Consider the following 16,018-nt stretch of genomic DNA (forward strand, 5'->3'; position numbering starts at 1 on the left):
GTAGGCCAGAAACCTTGAATCCCACCAGACCACTGGGATTCGATTGGTGGAACTCCACAGGCCTGTTCAACGCCGTTGACGTGACTGAAACATCCCTGCCTCAGTGATCGGCGTCACCCCGTACCGCGTGTAACCCACATCCTTTGTGGGGAGCCCACCAAGTGCCGCTTCCGGCCTTTGTCGATCGCTGACGTGTCCGGCTCAGACGGGCCGGGATAGCGTCACGGTGTCCCCGTCCGCCCACCCCACCCGCGGAGTCCCCATGAGCACCGCCACCGCCGCCGCGTCGACCCGCACCGGCACCGTCCTCGCCGACCTCCTGCCCGCGTCCCGGGTGCGCGACACGGCCCTCGTGGCCGGCGGCGCCGCGCTCACCGGCCTCGCCGCCCAGATCGCGGTGCCCGTGCCCGGCTCCCCGGTCCCGGTGACCGGCCAGACCTTCGCGGCCCTGCTGGTCGGCACCGCCCTCGGCGCCCGCCGCGGCCTGCTCTCCCTCGCCCTGTACGCGCTGGCGGGCCTCGCGGGCGTGCCGTGGTTCGCGAGCGGCACCTCCGGAGTCTCCGTCTCCTTCGGCTACATCCTCGGCATGATGCTCGCCTCCGCCGTCGTCGGCGCCCTGGCCCGGCGCGGCGCCGACCGCGGTGTGCTGCGGATGGCGGGCACGATGCTGCTCGGCGAGGCGATCATCTACGCGATCGGCGTGCCCTACCTGGCGTACGCCGCCGACATGTCCGCGTCCGCGGCGATCGCCGCCGGCCTCACCCCGTTCCTGATCGGCGACGCGGTGAAGGCGGCCCTCGCGATGGGCGCGGTCCCCACGGCGTGGAAGCTCGTCGACAAGCGCTGACCCCGCACCACCGCAGCGGGGCCCGGGATGCCTCGGCACCCCGGGCCCCGCTGTCGTACCGGGTGTTACGACCGTTGCCGCGGCCGCCGCTGCGACCACCACACCCCCGCCGCCCCGGCCGCGATCAGCGCCGCCCCGGCCGCGCCGAGCGGCAGAACCGCACTTCCCGCGCCGGTCTTCGGCAGCTGGTCGCCGCTCGGCCCCACCGGCTTGTTGTCGGTGCCGAGCAGCAGCGGGGTGGCCGGGGCGTTCGGCGACGGGTTCGTCGTACCGAACGGCACCGGGCCCTGCTGCCAGAACGTCTTCTTCCCGTCCGCGCTCTGCACCGGCAGGCAGATCTTCCCGGTCCTGCCGAGGTCGAACGTCGCGTCCACGGCGTACGACTTCGACTTGCCCGCGCCGAGCGCCCCGACGGAACAGCTGAACGCACTGTTCGAACCGGCCGGCAAATCCTTTGCCGCGAGAGCGTCGCAGCCTTGCACGCCGGTGACCTGCAGGCCGTCGAAACCGACCACCAAAAGCCTGATGTCGCCGCTCTCCTTGGTCCCTTCGTTCTTCACGGTGACAGTGATCGCCGTCTTCTGCGAACTGTTGTCGACCGAGATCTTCTCGGGCAGCGTGGTCGTCAGCTTCACACCGTCGGCTGCCTGGTCAACCGCCTTTCCCCCCTTGCTGCTTCCGGGTCCCTGGTCGTCGGCGACGGCCGTGGACGGCAGGATCATCACGGCCGAAAAAGACGCCGTCACCAGTGATCCCGTGACCACAGCAAGCCGCCGGGCCGTACGACGAGAACTCATGTTCGTCCCCCTTGCAACCCCCTGGACCGCGCCTGAATTCGCGGCCACTTGAAGAGGTACCACAAGATTTCTCCGCACTATGCTGGTACGGCCGTAAGTGTGACCATTGTGTGTCAGCAGGGGCGGTCGTTGAGGGGGTGCAGCGAATTGCCGGGTAATTCAGGGAATTCGGGGAACTCAGGGAGTTCGGAGGGGCCAGGGAATTCAGGGAATTCAGTTGGTGCGGGGAGTCCGGAGAGCGCGGGGCAGGGTGGGGTTCCCGGGCTGCTGGTGACCGGCCGCTACCGGCTGGCCGAGAGTATCGGGCAGGGCGGGATGGGGCGGGTGTGGCGGGCCGCCGACGAGACGCTCGACCGGCAGGTCGCCGTCAAGGAGATGCGGATCGACGGCCTCGACGCCGAGGACACCCGCACCCGCCGCGAACGCACCCTGCGCGAGGCCAGGGCCACCGCCCGGATCGACCACCCCAACGTCGTACGGGTCTACGACGTCGTCGACGAGGGCGACCGCCTGTGGATCGTCATGGAGCTGGTCCACGGCCGCTCGCTGGAGTGGATCATGGCCGAGGAGGGGGCGCTGAGCCCGCGCGCGGCGGCCCGCATCGGCCTCGGCCTGGTGGCGGCGCTGCGCCAGGTGCACGCCGGGGGAGTGCTGCACCGCGACATCAAACCCGGGAACGTCCTGGTCGAGAGCACCGCAGGCCGGGTCGTCCTCACCGACTTCGGCATCGCCGCGATCCAGGACGCCAAGGCGCTCACCATGGTCGGCATGCTCGTCGGCTCCCCCGACTACATGGCACCCGAGCGGATCTCCGGCCGCCCGCAGGGCCCGCCGTCCGACCTCTGGTCGCTCGGCGCGACCCTGTGCGCGGCCCTCGGCGGCCGCTCCCCCTTCTCCCGCGACACCACCCTGGCGACCCTGCACGCGGTCCTCTACGAGGAGCCCGAACTACCGCCCACGGCAGGCCCGTTGCACGACGTCCTGGCAGCGCTCCTGGAGAAGGAACCGACGACGCGACCAGGCCTGGAGGAGGTGGAACAGGAACTGCGCCCGGTCGCGTACCCGACGCAGACCCCGACGGAGCGCCATCCGGCCCCACGCCCGGCGGAACGCCCGACCCCGGCGTACGTGGTGCACCTCCCGGCCCCCGAGGACGAACGCCCCCAGCCACCGCCGACCGAGATACAGCCGTCCCCACCGGTCAGCGCATCCACAGAAGCCCCCTCGGAACCCCGCGCAGAGGTCCGCTCGGAAACCCCGTCGAACAGTCCGACGGGCCCGACACTCCCGACCCGTCCTCAGCCGAGCCCCGCCTTACAACGCCCCGAACCGCAGCGCCCCGAAAGGGGCGCGGGGAACGGCGCGACCAGCCCCCACGCACCCGCACCGCCCCACCACCGCAAGGCCCCCAAACGCACAACTCTCCTCGCCGTACTGGGAACCGCAGCGGTAGCCACCGCCCTCGCCATCCTCCTCACCACCACAACAGGCGGCGGCGAAAGCAATAAAGCGACCGGCAACTCCTCAACCCCCTCGACCTCGACGCCCACTTCATCGGCGCCCACAGTCGAGGGCACCGCCCGCCCCCGCTCCCTCCCACCCGGCGCCCACGAGGAGGCCGGCGGCTTCGCCTGGGCGCCGCCCACCGGCTGGCGCAGGGACGTGAAGACGGGCGCCGAGGTCCACTACACCTCCCCCGACGGCAGCCAGGAGCTCGTGGCCAAGTCCTCACTCGCCCGCGGCAACCTCATGGACACCTGGAGCGCCTCCGAACGCAGCGCCCACCAGGGCCAGGACTACACCAAGATCCGGCTGGCCGAGACGACCTTCCGCGGCCACCCGGCGGTGGTCTGGGAGTACACCTTCACCCTCAAGGGCACCCCGTGGCACGCACGGCTGCTGGGCTTCGACGCCGACGGCAAGTCGTACCAGATCAACACCTGGTACCAGCCGGCGGTCGAAGCCCAGGCCGTGCGGACCTACGAGCAGGTGAAGGAGAGCTTCACCCTGCTGTGAGGGTCAGCCGACGGACACCTTGTCGGTGGGCTCGGCGGCCACCGGGGCGGTACGGCCGTCGGTCACCTTCTGCTTCACCACGGCGACCGCGACCACCGCCGCCGCGACCAGCAGCGAGAGCAGCACGGTCGTACGACCGCTGCTCTCGCCCTCCGTGTCGGTCAGCATGTAGCCCAGCACGAACACGATGAGACCGGCCGTCGCCCAGGTCAGGTACGGGTACAGCCACATCTTCACGACGAGCTTCTCCGGCGCCTCGGCCTGGATGATCTTCCGCATCCGCAGCTGCGAGAAGCAGATGACGAGCCAGACGAACAGGGCCACCGCGCCACTGGAGTTGACGAGGAAGAGGAAGACGGAGTCAGGGAACCGGTAGTTGAAGAACACGGCGACGAACCCGAACCGAGCCGAGGTAGAAGACGCCGATCCGCGATCCGCCAGATGATGCTGTTGTTGACATCCTCCCCCTCTTAAAAGAGGGGAATTCCAACCCATTTGGGTTGAGGTTCACGGGCGCTCGAACGGCTGGTGGCCGTCGTCACCCCTCCGGCACGGGCTGTTCGCCGGGGGCGGGGTATCCCGCCCTGTCCTGCCGCGACGTCGGCTGCTGCGTTGGTGTCCGCGTTGCAGGTGAAGCCGCAGGAGGAACAGACGAACTCGGCTTGGCTCTTGCGCGAGTTCTTGTCGATCCACCCGCAGACACTGCACCGCAGAGAGGTGTGCGGGGCGGGGACGTCCTCGACCCGGCCCTGTGCCTTGTGCCCGGTGCGCTGCCGGAGCAGGCCCCAGCCCTGGGCGAGGATGCCCCGGTTCAGGCCCGCTTTCTTCTGTGCCCGTTCCCGGACGGTGAGCTGCGGACAGTTCAGTTTCCGCCCGTCGGAGAGGGCGGCGGTAATGGTGATGCCGCGGTCGATGCCGATGACCTCGCCCGTACCGGGTGCGGGGATCGGCTCGGGGACGGCGGTGAACGCGGCGTGCCACTGCCCGTTCTTCAGCGTGACGCGGAACGTCTTCGCGTCGGGTGGCCTCGCGCCCGTGCCCCTGGCGCTGAGACGGAAGCGGACCCAGCCGCAGCCGGGCACCTTCACCTGAGCCCACCGCCGGTTCAGCTTCCGCACCACGACTGACCGGCCCATGACCTGCCTGCCGGTTTTCGCGTTCAGCTTCGCCGAGCCGTCCTCTTGATACTCGGGCACACGGTCGGTGCCGATGACACGAAAGCCCTCATGCATGAACTTCTTGCGCCAGGTCGGCTCACCGAACCCGGACGTGAAGCGGGCGGCCTTGGCCTTCGCGAAGTCCTGGAGAGCCTGCTGCTGCACATCGGCATTCCCGGCGGCCAGCCACTCGTTCTCCCGCCGGGCCTCGGTGAGCTGACGGCACTGCTCCGTGAAACCGGGCGCGGACCTCCAGCCCGGCTTCCAGTGCGCGTGCTGCTCGACAGCGAGGTTCCACACGTACCTCGCGTGTGCACAGTGCAGCAGCATCTGCCGCTCCTGCTCACCCGTCGGGTACATCCGAAACCGTGCCATGCCGCGAACCTAGACCACACGTTCCCCACTGGCGCGCCTCATCGATCACCATCACCCGTGCGAGTGACCACACCCGGTAGGCCACCAGTCACCGGACCCTCGACTCCCCGTCACCACCACTTGCCCGTGGCCACCCCGAGCATCCCGGACGGGGTAGCGGGCATTCACCCTGGCTGAAGGGCCGGGCCCCTACCCGAAAGCAAGGTGGAGACCCTTGGCAGTCATGGGGGGGGAATATGATTCCTGAACCTTTGAATCCAGATCGTTACTTGAGGTTTTCCTGAGGTTCTTTAGTGTTACTCACGATTTCCGGGGCCCGGCCCCGCCCCTGCCGTGCGTTCACGCCCGTGTCACACTCATCTCATGCGCGTGTATCTCGGCTCCGACCATGCGGGCTTCGAACTCAAGAACCACCTCGTCGAGTGGCTGAAGGCGGCGGGCCACGACCCCGTGGACTGCGGCCCCCACATCTACGACGCCGACGACGACTACCCGCCGTTCTGTCTCCGCGCGGCCGAGCGGACGGCGGCCGACCCCGAGGCCCTCGGCATCGTGATCGGCGGCTCCGGCAACGGTGAGCAGATCGCCGCGAACAAGGTGAAGGGCGTGCGGGCGGCGCTCGCCTGGAGCGAGGAGACGGCGTCGCTCGGCCGACAGCACAACAACGCGAACGTCGTGGCGGTGGGCTCGCGCATGCATACGGAGGACGAGGCGACGAAGTTCGTCGAGACCTTCCTGAACACGCCGTTCTCCGAGGGCGAGCGGCACATCCGCCGCATCGACATGCTCACGGCGTACGAGACGACGGGCGACCTCCCCCCGATCCCGGCGCACCACCCCCAGCCGTAGCGTCTGCCCACCCACCCGACTCGGTTGCCCGAGGGGCGAGGCGGGAGGCAGCCGGCAGACGTTCGTCCGCGGGCGGGTGGGGGCTGGTCGCGCAGTTCCCCGCGCCCCTTAGGGGCGCTGCCGCTGACGAAGGCGACACGCCCCGTGTCTCTTGCGGGGGTGCTGCTGCCGCCGGCGAGGACGACACAATCCCCCGGGAGCCCTGACGGGGCGCTCTGGTTGCTCCGGTCCGGGTAGGGATCGTCCGGTCCTTCGACGTTCACTCCTCCACTGACCGAGTCGGGTGGGTGGGTGGGAAAGGAAACACCTCAGTGCCAGAGGGGCACACGATCCATCGGCTCGCGCTGGACTACCGTCGGCTCACCGGGCCCGTGAGGGCAACCAGCCCGCAGGGCAAGTTCTCCGACGCCGCCGCGTTGATAGACGGCGCCCCCCTCACCCGTACCGAGGCCCACGGCAAGCACCTCTTCCTCGGCTTCCGCGACAGCGACTGGGTGCACATCCACCTCGGCCTCTTCGGCAAGGTCGCCTTCGGAGACGCCCCCGCGCCCCCGGCCACCGACACCGTCCGCCTCCGCCTTGCGAACCCCACGGCCTACGTCGACCTGCGCGGCCCCACCACCTGCGCCCTGATCACCGACGCCGAGAAGAACGCCGTACACGCCCGCCTCGGCCCGGACCCGCTCCGCGCCGACGCCGACCCGGACACGGCCTACCGCAGGATCTCCCGCAGCCGTACGACGATCGCCGCCCTGCTGATGGACCAGAAGGTCATCGCCGGTGTCGGGAACGTCTACCGCGCCGAGGTCCTCTTCCGGCACGGGATCGACCCGTACCGCGCGGGCAGGGACATCACCCCCGCCGAGTGGGACGGCATCTGGGCCGACCTCGTCGGACTCATGCATGAAGGCGTCCGGAACAACCGCATCGACACCGTCCGGCCCGAGCACACCCCGGAGGCGATGGGCCGGTCGCCGCGCGTGGACGACCACGGCGGCGAGGTGTACGTCTACCGCCGGGCCACCCTGCCCTGCCACCTCTGCGGCACCGGCATCCGCACCGCCGACCTCGCCGCCCGCAACCTCTTCTGGTGCCCCACCTGCCAGAAACGCTGAGCGCGGAAACGCCGAGAGCGGAAACCCCGAGCGCGTGCTAGAAGCCGTGCGGCAGCCACGGCTGCACCGGTGAGCCGAACGCCACCGACGCCTCCGTCAGTGCCCCCGGCCGCAGTTCGCCCACCCGCCCGGCCCGCGCCAGCGACAGCAGGGACACACCACCGAGGTACGCGGCCCCCAACTCCCGTACCGACAGCGCCAGCTCGGCCGTGTCCGTCGTACGCTCGCAGGACGCCCCCTTGGTGTCCCCGGTGAGCCGCCAACGGCCCGCGTTCCAGGGGCAGAAGGCGTCGTCGACCTCCAACACCACGTCCACCGGCGTCTGATAGGTGCGCGCCGCGAGCGCCACACCGACGTCCACGAGCCGCACGTACCCCATGTCCCGCAGCCGCGTCAGGCAGCGCCGGATGTCGGAGACCTGGTACTGCCAGGCGTCGTCGACCGGCCGCCCCCGTACCGTCAGCTTCGACATCAGGTCGATGCCGAACAGGAACCGCCACAGCGCCGCGTCGCTCGCCGGGTCGAGCGTGGCGAGGTCGTCCAGCGACACCGTGCCGTCGTGCCCGCTCGGCGACCAGCCCAGCTTCGTACGGAACCGGGCGTACCCGGTGACCCGCCCGTCCCGCTCGGCGACCACGCACTGCAGCGCCGACGCACCGTCCCGCCCGCTCTCCGGGTCCAGCAGCCCCGCCCGCTCCCAGCCCGGCTGCCGGGCCAGCATCCCGGGCCGCAGCGGCACCAGCTCCGCGTAGACCGCCTCGCACGCGTCGAGCACCGCGGCCGGGTCGGCGTACCGCAGCCGTACGTCACCGGTGCCGGCCGGCACGTCCAGCGTCACCCGGCCCGTGTCGATCTCCGCGTGCAGCTGGAAGGTCGCGGCGCCGTACCCGAAGCGGCCGTAGATCGCCGGCTCGGAGGCGGTCAGCGCGGCCAGCGGCTCGCCCCACTCCCGGATGTCGTCCAGCTGGCGGCGCATCATCGACGTCAGCACCCCGCGCCGCCGGTGCGTCGCGGCCACGCTCACCATGGTGATCCCCGCGGTGGGCAGCACGGCACCGCCCGGCACCGTCATCCGGAACCGGAACGCCCCCGCCGTCCCGGCCAGTTCGGATCCGTCCCAGGCGGCCAGCGAACGCTCGCTCTCGATGAGGGACCGGTCCAGGTCGCGCTCCTCGGCCGATGCCGGACCGGCGCCGAAGGCCCGCACCAGGTGGTCCCACCACCTGTCGAACTCCTCGGGACGCAGCACCTTCAGCTCGGTCGCACGCTCGCTCGCCATACGCCATGACTACCAGCGCATTGCGGGACGAGCCAGCGAATTTCTCCCGGACGGCGACGCGGGGGCTTCCGGTGAAGTTCACTGTGAAGTCGCACCCGAAGGTGAGCCTCGGACGGGGGACAAGTGGGACCTCCCGTGCCAAGCAGCTGGTCCGATGGATAGGGTCCCGAACTAATGGCAGTAGACCGAGAGCGGCGCGCGAAGGCCGAGACCCTCCCGGCCCGGTGGAAAGTGCAGTGGCACCGGGCCCGCGTCGGCGTGCGCAGAAGCGCCGTGGACTACTTCCGCGGCGATGGTTCCGACTGGATCGCGCTGGTCGGACTGTTCCTGACCGTCCCGGTCCTCGCCGCCATGACCCTCGCCAACTCGGTCTGGTTCTCCCCGGCCGCGCTGGTCCTGCCGATCATCGTGGGCGGCCTGCTGCTGCGCCCGGCGAGCCTGCTCGGCCTGTACGCGGCGGCGGCCACCGCCCTGATCGTGGAGTCGGTACGGCTCGGCCCCTACACCGAGGGCCCCTCCCGGGTCACCCCGGGCGTGGTCCTGGTCGTGGCCGCCTGCGGTTTCTTCGGGCTGCTCACCGCCCAGTTCCGCAGCCGGGTCGGCGTGCCCTGGCGGCGCGGCGGCACCATGCTCTTCGACCTGCGCGAACGCATCCGGGTGCAGAGCAAGCTGCCGAAGCTGCCGCCGGGCTGGCACCGCGAGATGGCCCTGCGGCCGGCCGGCGGGCAGTCCTTCTCCGGCGACTTCGTGGTCGCGGCCCGCACGAACAACGGCCGCACGATGGAGGTCGTCCTCACCGACGTCTCCGGCAAGGGCATGGACGCCGCGTCCCGCGCCCTGCTCCTCTCCGGAGCGTTCGGGGGCCTTCTCGGCTCCCTCCCGCCGCACGCCTTCCTCCCCGCGGCCAACGGCTACCTGCTCCGCCAGGACTGGGACGAGGGCTTCGCGACCTCGATACACCTGGTCCTGGACCTCGACTCCGGCGACTACGAGCTGTACTCCGCGGGCCACCCGCCCGGCCTCCAGCTCAGCGCGGGCAGCGGCCGCTGGGAGGAGAAGGCCGCCGAAGGTCCCCTCCTCGGCGTGTACGACGGCGCCCAGTTCGACCCGGTGAAGGGTTCCCTGCGCCCCGGCGACGTCCTGATGATCTTCACGGACGGCCTGGTGGAGACGTCCGACCGCGACATCATGGAAGGCATGGACCGCCTCACGGGAGAGGCCGACCGCTATGTGGCCGGCGGCTTCCACGGCGCGGCCTGGCACCTGATCGAGGCGGTGGCGAAGGACGTCAACGACGACAGGGCGCTGCTGCTGATCTGCCGGGAGGCGGCGAGGTGAGTGAGGTAGCCGACGGGGGCTGCGGGCTGTGATTCCCCCGCGGGCCGGTGGGGGTTGCTCGCGCAGTTCCCCGCGCCCCTGACGGGGCGCTTCACAGCCACTCAGCTGCGGGCAGGCGTGCCGCAGGGCGGCACGGGTGGGCGCTGGGGGTCCCCCCGGCCGAAGGCTGGGGGAGGCACCCTGCAAGCGCCGGTAAGCGACACCCCCCGCCCCCGGCCACGAGATACTCGCACCGTGAACCTCCTCACCCTCCCCGAAGTGGAGAAGCTCGCCCGAGCCGCCCACGCGGCGCAGACCGACAAGGCCGGCTGCCCCTACGCCGAGCACCTCGCCGCCGTCGCCCACGGCGTGGCCGCCCGCGGTGGCGACCCGGACCAGATCGCCGCCGCCTGGCTGCACGACTCCGTCGAGGACCACGCCCTCACCGAGGAGTGGCTGGCGACCGCCGCCGTGAGCCCCCGCACGCGGGCCATCGTGCTCGCCCTCACCAAGCACCCCGGCGAGCCCCCGGAGTCGTACGCCCACCGCGTCCTCGCCACGCCCGGCGCCCTGCTCGTCAAGGAAGCCGACCTCGCGCACAACGCCGACCCCGGCCGTCTCGCCGTACTGGACGAGGGCACCCGGAAGCGGCTGACCGAGAAGTACGCCCGGATGCGCGCCCTCCTCGGCCTCCCCGCGTAGGCGGAACCCGCGCCGTCACGCGCCGGCCATCTCCCGGCTCCGCGCCCCCTGCTCGCGCTTCCGCTCCCGCTCCCGGGCCAGTTCCGCCGCGTCCCGCCGGAACGCCCACTCCATCCCCGGCTCCATGGCGAACCGGAACACCCGCCGCACGGGCCGGGTGCACAGCAGCGTCACGCAGGCGCCCGCGAGCGCGGTGACGAGGAGCTCGCCGAGCGGCCGGTGCAGCCACCTCGGGTCGAACCAGCCCGCGTGGACGCCGTACTTCACGACGAAGCCGTGCAGGAGGTAGCCGTACAGCGTGCCCGCGCCCAGCGCCGTGAACCACGTCCGGCGGCCCGGTACCCAGGAGAAGAACCCGGCCGTCAGCAGCAAGGAGCAGCCGAACACGGCGAGCACCATCACCGGCCCGCACCACCACGGCGCGCCCAGCTCCTGCGCGGAGTCCCGGTGGAAGAACCACGCGGTGTTCATCCGGGGCACGGACCACCAGGAGAACGCCAGTGCGAGGGCGAACACCGGCACCGCGGCGATCCGCACCGGCCACCGGCGCACCAGCCGGAAGTGCTCGGGCCGCAGGCACAGGCCGAGCACGAAGTACGGCAGGAACTGCAGGACCCGCTGCAGGTCGAGGTCGTCACCGATGGACGGGGACACGGACGCCAGCATCGCGATGCCGAAGGCGACCGGAAGGGGATGGCGGAGCGCCTTCCACAGGGGCGTGGTCAGGCGCCAGACGAACAGCGCGCACAGGAACCAGGTCAGGTACCAGGGGTCGAGCAGGCTGATGTCCTGGCCGGGGTCGCCGACCACGAAACGCTGGAAGAGCGAGTAGGCCGTCTCGAACAGGACATAAGGCACGACGACCCCGGTGACCAGCCGCTTCAGCCGGTCCGGGCGCATGTCGAAGTTCCGGGAGAAGTAGCCGGAGACGATGATGAACGCCGGCATGTGGAAGGCGTAAACGACGCAGTACACCGCCTCCAGGACGCGGCTGTCGCCCTTCAGCGGCTCCCATGAGTGACCCATCGCGACGAGCGCGATGGCCAGGTACTTGGCGTTGTCGAAGAACGCGTCGCGCTCCCCGCCCGTCGGCGGCCGGGCCGGGGGACGGGGTGTTCGGTTCTGGCCGGGGGACGTGGCGGCGTCGGACATCTGAGGCACCTTAGCGTCGCCTGTGTGATTTCGTAAAACCGCCGATGTGAATCCCGGTAATCACCGGAGAAGGCCTGTGAACGGGTCGGCGATTTACCGAAGTAGATGCCTGGCCCTATGCAGTTCCATGCGGCACTTACACCCGTGATGTCCGCATTAATCCCTGCTAATTAGTGCATAACGCCCGCTGACAGCCTTCCCTTGCCGTGTCTGTGTTCATCATTCGAATTAGCTGCGCGCATGTTGTGTGGACACCGAAACCATGTCCGTCAATTGCCTTGGATCCAGGGGCGGATGGGCCCTCGAAATGCGGTGCGGACGGTTGTCGGTGCGCGGTGCATTGTCGACGTTGTGTCACGAACCGCATAGTGCGGCCGGGTTGGTGGCACGATGGATCTGGCGGGGGTGCGGGGCCGTACCCCAGGGCCGGAGAGCGGACCGACCGAGGGTGTGATCAGTTGTGGCCATTTCACTGTCTGTGGTGTTGCTGTTGGCGATCATCCTTGTGGTGATGATGAGAGGGGGGAACATCAAGGCGGGGCCCGCCATCGTCGCGGTCCTGTTCGGCTTCTTCCTCGCGTCGACCGGGATGGCCCCCTCCATCCAGCGCTTCCTCGACTCACTGGCCCAGACCATAAATTCGATCAACTTCTGAGCACCGCCGCGTACGCCCGCCGCGCACCCTGCGAAAACGAACAGGGCCAGGGGGAGGAAACATCCTCCGACCTGGCCCTGAACCGTCGAGAGCGGGCGACGGGAATCGAACCCGCGTAGCTAGTTTGGAAGACTAGGGCTCTACCATTGAGCTACGCCCGCACAACACGCGCCGCAGGTCGGTGACCGCGGCACTGGAGGCATCGTAGCGGGTCGTCCGCCGGGTAGGCCAACGTGTTGGTCTGCGCGGATGGCGCGTGGACGTCACGCCGATGCGGGTGAACAAAGCGGCCGACGCGGGCGGCCCGGGCATGTACCCTACGTGTCGCACCGATACGGGGTGTGGCGCAGCTTGGTAGCGCGTCCGCTTTGGGAGCGGAAGGCCGTGGGTTCAAATCCCGCCACCCCGACCACCACCTGACGGCGTCCGTCTTGATCGCCTTTTGGGGCCCCGAGCCGCTGCGGTTACTATGCAAGCTGCGCGCCCGCGTGTCCCGGCCCCCGCACGGCGGCCTACGAACTCCTCCGGGCGGCGAAACTCCGCCGGGCCCCTCTGGCGCCGGCAGAACCCAAGAAGTCAGCCACAAGGAGACCGAACCGTGAAGAGCGCCGTGGAGACCCTGAACCCGACCCGGGTTCGGCTCACTGTCGAGGTGCCCTTCGAGGAGCTCAAGGACAGCCTCGACGCGGCGTACAAGAAGATCAACCAGCAGGTCACGGTGAAGGGCTTCCGCAAGGGCAAGATCCCGGCCCGGGTCATCGACCAGCGGTTCGGCCGCGGTGCGGTCCTGGAGGAGGCGGTCAACGACGCGCTTCCGAAGTTCTACACCGAAGCGGTCAACGAGGCCGAGCTGAACCCGCTGGGCCAGCCCGACGTCGACATCACCGAGCTGAAGGACGGCGAGACGCTGAACTTCACCGCCGAGGTCGACGTCCGCCCGGCCCTCGAGATCCCGGACTACTCGGGCATCGAGGTCGAGGTCGACGCCGTCGAGGTCAGCGACGAGGACGTCGAGAAGTCGGTCGAGCAGCTCCGTGAGCGCTTCGCCTCCACCTCCCCGGTGGAGCGCGCCGCCGAGGACGGCGACGTCGTCACCATCGACCTGGAGGCCAAGGTCGACGGCGAGGTCCTGGAGGACGGCATCGCCAGCGGTGTCTCGTACACCATCGGCTCCGGCGAGCTCCTCGACGGCATCGACGACGCCGTGAAGGGCCTGGAGGCCGGTGGCGAGGCCACCTTCGCCTCCGAGCTCAAGGGCGGCTCCGCGGCCGGCCGCGAGGCCGAGGTCACCGTCAAGGTCACCCAGGTCGCCGCCCGCGAACTCCCCGAGCTGGACGACGAGTTCGCACAGCTGGCCTCCGAGTTCGACACCCTGGACGAGCTCAAGGAGGACAGCCGCAAGCGGCTGGCCAACATGAAGACGTACGACCAGGCCACGCAGGCCCAGGAGCGCGTCCTGGAGAAGCTCCTGGAGCTCGTCGAGGTGCCCGTCCCCGAGAAGCTGCTCGAGGACGAGATCAACACCCGCAAGCACAACCTGGAGCACCACCAGCTCGGCCAGATGGGCCTCGACCTCGCGAAGTACCTGGAGATCCAGGGCAAGACCGAGGAGGAGTTCGAGACCGAGACCCGCGAGGCCGCGGTCAAGGGCATCAAGACCCAGTTCGTCCTCGACGAGCTGGTCAAGGTCGAGAAGCTGAACGTCAACCAGGAGGAGCTCACCGAGCACCTCATGCGGCGCGCGGCCTCCTCCGGCATGTCCCCCGACCAGTTCGCCCAGGCCGTCGTCGAGGGCGGCCAGGTCCCGCTCCTGGTCGGCGAGGTCGCCCGCGGCAAGGCCCTGGCCGTCGTGGTCGAGGCCGCCACGGTGAAGGACACCAACGGCGAGATCGTCGACCTGGACGACGAGGACGAGGACGAGACCGCGACGGAGGCCCCCGAGGCCGCCGCCGAGGCCACGGACGCCTCGGACGCCTCCGCCGAGGAGAAGACCGAGGGCTGAGCCCTACGGCGCCCGTAACGGCGTACAGGGGCCCCTGGGACCATCCCGGGGGCCCCTTTGCCGTCCCCCTGAGCCGCAGCGCGCCCTCGAAGGCGGCGCAGCCGCCGTTTCGGGGGCGCGGGGCCGTGTTTGATATGCGACTGCCGTCGCGCGGGCGCGAGTGACCACGACGCACCCGCACACGCCCACGCGCCCGTACAGCCGCGGCGAGTGGCCCCCGGCCCACCGGCGCAGCCGCTACGCCCCCGGCGAACAGCCCTGTTACCGGGATTCCCCGAAGGGACCATCGCGTTAGGGTCCATGAGTACGAGGGCAGCCAAGCCCCCGGCTACGGAAACGTGAGACGGCCCGGCGCCGTCGTAAAGACGAGCAGGTGGATACGTGACGAATCTGATGCCCTCCGCCGCCGACGGGCCTTCCATCGGTGGTGGCCTCGGAGACCAGGTCTACAACCGGCTGCTCGGCGAGCGGATCGTCTTCCTGGGCCAGCAGGTGGACGACGACATCGCGAACAAGATCACCGCACAGCTGCTGCTGCTCGCGGCCGAGCCCAACAAGGACATCTTCCTCTACATCAACAGCCCCGGCGGCTCGGTGACGGCCGGCATGGCGATCTACGACACCATGCAGTTCATCCCGAACGACGTGGTCACCATCGCCATGGGCATGGCGGCCTCGATGGGCCAGTTCCTGCTCACCGGCGGTACCGCCGGCAAGCGCTTCGCCCTGCCGCACACGGACATCATGATGCACCAGGGCTCCGCGGGCCTGGGCGGTACGGTCTCGGACATCAAGATCCAGGCCCAGTACCTGCTGCGCACCAAGAAGACCATGTCCGAGCTGACCGCCCTGCACTCCGGCCAGAGCGTCGAGACGATCGTCCGCGACGGCGACCGCGACCGCTGGTTCACCCCGGAAGAGGCCAAGGAGTACGGTCTTATCGACGGGATCATCACGCATGCCTCCGGTGTTCCGGGAGGCGGCGGCACCGGCGCCGCCTGAGCCCGGCCAGGCCGCGCTCCGCCGAGACTCCAGCCCCCCGAACGCCACCAGGACGGTGAACACCCTCATGAGCAACATTCCCGGCGCCGCTGACGCCCGCTACGACGGGCCCCGGCCCGACGCCCGCTACGTCATCCCGCGCTTCGTCGAGCGCACCTCCCAGGGCATCCGCGAGTACGACCCGTACGCGAAGCTCTTCGAGGAGCGCGTGATCTTCCTCGGCGTCCAGATCGACGACGCCTCCGCCAACGACGTCATGGCGCAGCTGCTGTGCCTGGAGTCGATGGACCCCGACCGGGACATCTCGATCTACATCAACAGCCCGGGCGGCGACATGACCGCTCTCACGGCGATCTACGACACGATGCAGTTCGTGAAGCCCGACATCCAGACGGTCTGCATGGGCCAGGCGGCCTCCGCCGCGGCCATCCTGCTGGCCGCCGGCACCCCCGGCAAGCGCATGGCGCTGCCGAACTCCCGCGTGCTGATCCACCAGCCGGCCGGTTCCACCGGCCGCGGCCAGCTCTCCGACCTGGAGATCATCGCCAACGAGTTCACGCGGATGCGCGACCAGCTGGAGAACATGCTGGCCAAGCACTCCAACCGGCCGATCGAGCAGGTCCGCGAGGACATCGAGCGCGACAAGATCCTCACGGCCGAGGAGGCGCTGGACTACGGCATCGTGGACCAGATCATCTCCACCCGGAAGATGAACAACGCGGACGTCCGCTGACAGAGGCCGCTGACAGAGAA

At 69.9% G+C, this 16,018-nt stretch carries 14 protein-coding genes, 2 tRNA genes and 1 pseudogene; 11 read left to right on the plus strand and 6 right to left on the minus strand.

Going from position 1 to position 16,018, the window contains the following annotated elements:
• Positions 1-262: 262 nt before the first annotated feature.
• Positions 263-847: a biotin transporter BioY gene (locus tag ABZ887_RS27510; RefSeq protein ID WP_361294367.1), complete on the plus strand. Its 585-nt coding sequence runs from the start codon at positions 263-265 to the stop codon at positions 845-847.
• Positions 848-912: 65 nt separating this feature from the next.
• Here the strand turns inward: ABZ887_RS27510 and ABZ887_RS27515 are convergent, their stop codons facing one another.
• Positions 913-1,644: an LPXTG cell wall anchor domain-containing protein gene (locus tag ABZ887_RS27515; RefSeq protein WP_361294370.1), complete on the minus strand. Its 732-nt coding sequence runs from the start codon at positions 1,642-1,644 to the stop codon at positions 913-915.
• Positions 1,645-1,914: 270 nt separating this feature from the next.
• On the opposite strand from ABZ887_RS27515, the gene ABZ887_RS27520 reads away from it, so the two are divergent.
• Positions 1,915-3,660, plus strand: a complete 1,746-nt coding sequence (locus ABZ887_RS27520; RefSeq protein ID WP_361294373.1) for a protein kinase — start codon at positions 1,915-1,917, stop codon at positions 3,658-3,660.
• A gap of 3 nt (positions 3,661-3,663) precedes the next feature.
• On the opposite strand, the pseudogene ABZ887_RS27525 reads toward ABZ887_RS27520, so the two are convergent.
• Both ABZ887_RS27525 and ABZ887_RS27530 read right to left on the minus strand, forming a co-directional pair.
• Positions 3,664-4,062, minus strand: a pseudogene (locus ABZ887_RS27525) (amino acid transporter); the annotation flags it as partial.
• Between the two features lie 68 nt (positions 4,063-4,130).
• Positions 4,131-5,192 carry a transposase gene (locus ABZ887_RS27530; RefSeq protein ID WP_361294376.1) on the minus strand — a complete coding sequence of 354 codons (1,062 nt, stop codon included), beginning with the start codon at positions 5,190-5,192 and terminating at the stop codon, positions 4,131-4,133.
• A 363-nt stretch (positions 5,193-5,555) separates the two neighbouring features.
• Here ABZ887_RS27530 and ABZ887_RS27535 point away from each other — a divergent pair, with 363 nt between their 5' ends.
• Both ABZ887_RS27535 and ABZ887_RS27540 read left to right on the plus strand, forming a co-directional pair.
• On the plus strand, positions 5,556-6,041 hold the full coding sequence (locus ABZ887_RS27535; protein WP_361294379.1) for a ribose-5-phosphate isomerase: 486 nt from the start codon (positions 5,556-5,558) through the stop codon (positions 6,039-6,041).
• 311 nt (positions 6,042-6,352) lie between these two features.
• Positions 6,353-7,156, plus strand: a complete 804-nt coding sequence (locus ABZ887_RS27540; protein WP_361294382.1) for a DNA-formamidopyrimidine glycosylase family protein — start codon at positions 6,353-6,355, stop codon at positions 7,154-7,156.
• 37 nt (positions 7,157-7,193) lie between these two features.
• Here the strand turns inward: ABZ887_RS27540 and ABZ887_RS27545 are convergent, their stop codons facing one another.
• Positions 7,194-8,435, minus strand: a complete 1,242-nt coding sequence (locus ABZ887_RS27545; RefSeq protein WP_361294384.1) for a GNAT family N-acetyltransferase — start codon at positions 8,433-8,435, stop codon at positions 7,194-7,196.
• A 174-nt stretch (positions 8,436-8,609) separates the two neighbouring features.
• On the opposite strand from ABZ887_RS27545, the gene ABZ887_RS27550 reads away from it, so the two are divergent.
• Positions 8,610-9,773: a PP2C family protein-serine/threonine phosphatase gene (locus ABZ887_RS27550; RefSeq protein ID WP_361294387.1), complete on the plus strand. Its 1,164-nt coding sequence runs from the start codon at positions 8,610-8,612 to the stop codon at positions 9,771-9,773.
• Positions 9,774-10,007: 234 nt separating this feature from the next.
• The gene (locus tag ABZ887_RS27555; protein WP_361294390.1) at positions 10,008-10,454 is read left to right on the plus strand and encodes an HD domain-containing protein; all 447 of its coding nucleotides are present in this window, start codon (positions 10,008-10,010) and stop codon (positions 10,452-10,454) included.
• 15 nt (positions 10,455-10,469) lie between these two features.
• On the opposite strand, the gene ABZ887_RS27560 is transcribed toward ABZ887_RS27555, so the two are convergent.
• Complete coding sequence (locus tag ABZ887_RS27560; RefSeq protein WP_361294393.1) at positions 10,470-11,606, minus strand: acyltransferase family protein; 1,137 nt, start codon at positions 11,604-11,606, stop codon at positions 10,470-10,472.
• Positions 11,607-12,066: 460 nt separating this feature from the next.
• On the opposite strand from ABZ887_RS27560, the gene ABZ887_RS27565 reads away from it, so the two are divergent.
• Complete coding sequence (locus tag ABZ887_RS27565) at positions 12,067-12,261, plus strand: hypothetical protein (protein WP_089107496.1); 195 nt, start codon at positions 12,067-12,069, stop codon at positions 12,259-12,261.
• A 90-nt stretch (positions 12,262-12,351) separates the two neighbouring features.
• Here ABZ887_RS27565 and ABZ887_RS27570 read toward each other — a convergent pair.
• A tRNA-Gly gene (locus ABZ887_RS27570) sits at positions 12,352-12,422 on the minus strand.
• A gap of 174 nt (positions 12,423-12,596) precedes the next feature.
• Between ABZ887_RS27570 and ABZ887_RS27575 the strand changes: the two genes are divergently transcribed.
• From ABZ887_RS27575 to ABZ887_RS27590, 4 genes are all read left to right on the plus strand, one after another.
• Positions 12,597-12,673: transfer RNA gene (locus ABZ887_RS27575), tRNA-Pro, on the plus strand.
• Between the two features lie 186 nt (positions 12,674-12,859).
• Positions 12,860-14,263, plus strand: a complete 1,404-nt coding sequence (gene tig, locus ABZ887_RS27580) for a trigger factor (protein ID WP_361294396.1) — start codon at positions 12,860-12,862, stop codon at positions 14,261-14,263.
• A 381-nt stretch (positions 14,264-14,644) separates the two neighbouring features.
• Positions 14,645-15,265: an ATP-dependent Clp protease proteolytic subunit gene (locus ABZ887_RS27585; RefSeq protein WP_361294399.1), complete on the plus strand. Its 621-nt coding sequence runs from the start codon at positions 14,645-14,647 to the stop codon at positions 15,263-15,265.
• Positions 15,266-15,332: 67 nt separating this feature from the next.
• Positions 15,333-15,998 carry an ATP-dependent Clp protease proteolytic subunit gene (locus ABZ887_RS27590; protein ID WP_361294402.1) on the plus strand — a complete coding sequence of 222 codons (666 nt, stop codon included), beginning with the start codon at positions 15,333-15,335 and terminating at the stop codon, positions 15,996-15,998.
• The last annotated feature ends 20 nt before the right edge of the window (positions 15,999-16,018 follow it).

Source organism: Streptomyces sp. NPDC047061 (assembly GCF_040643955.1).
Lineage (GTDB): Bacteria > Actinomycetota > Actinomycetes > Streptomycetales > Streptomycetaceae > Streptomyces.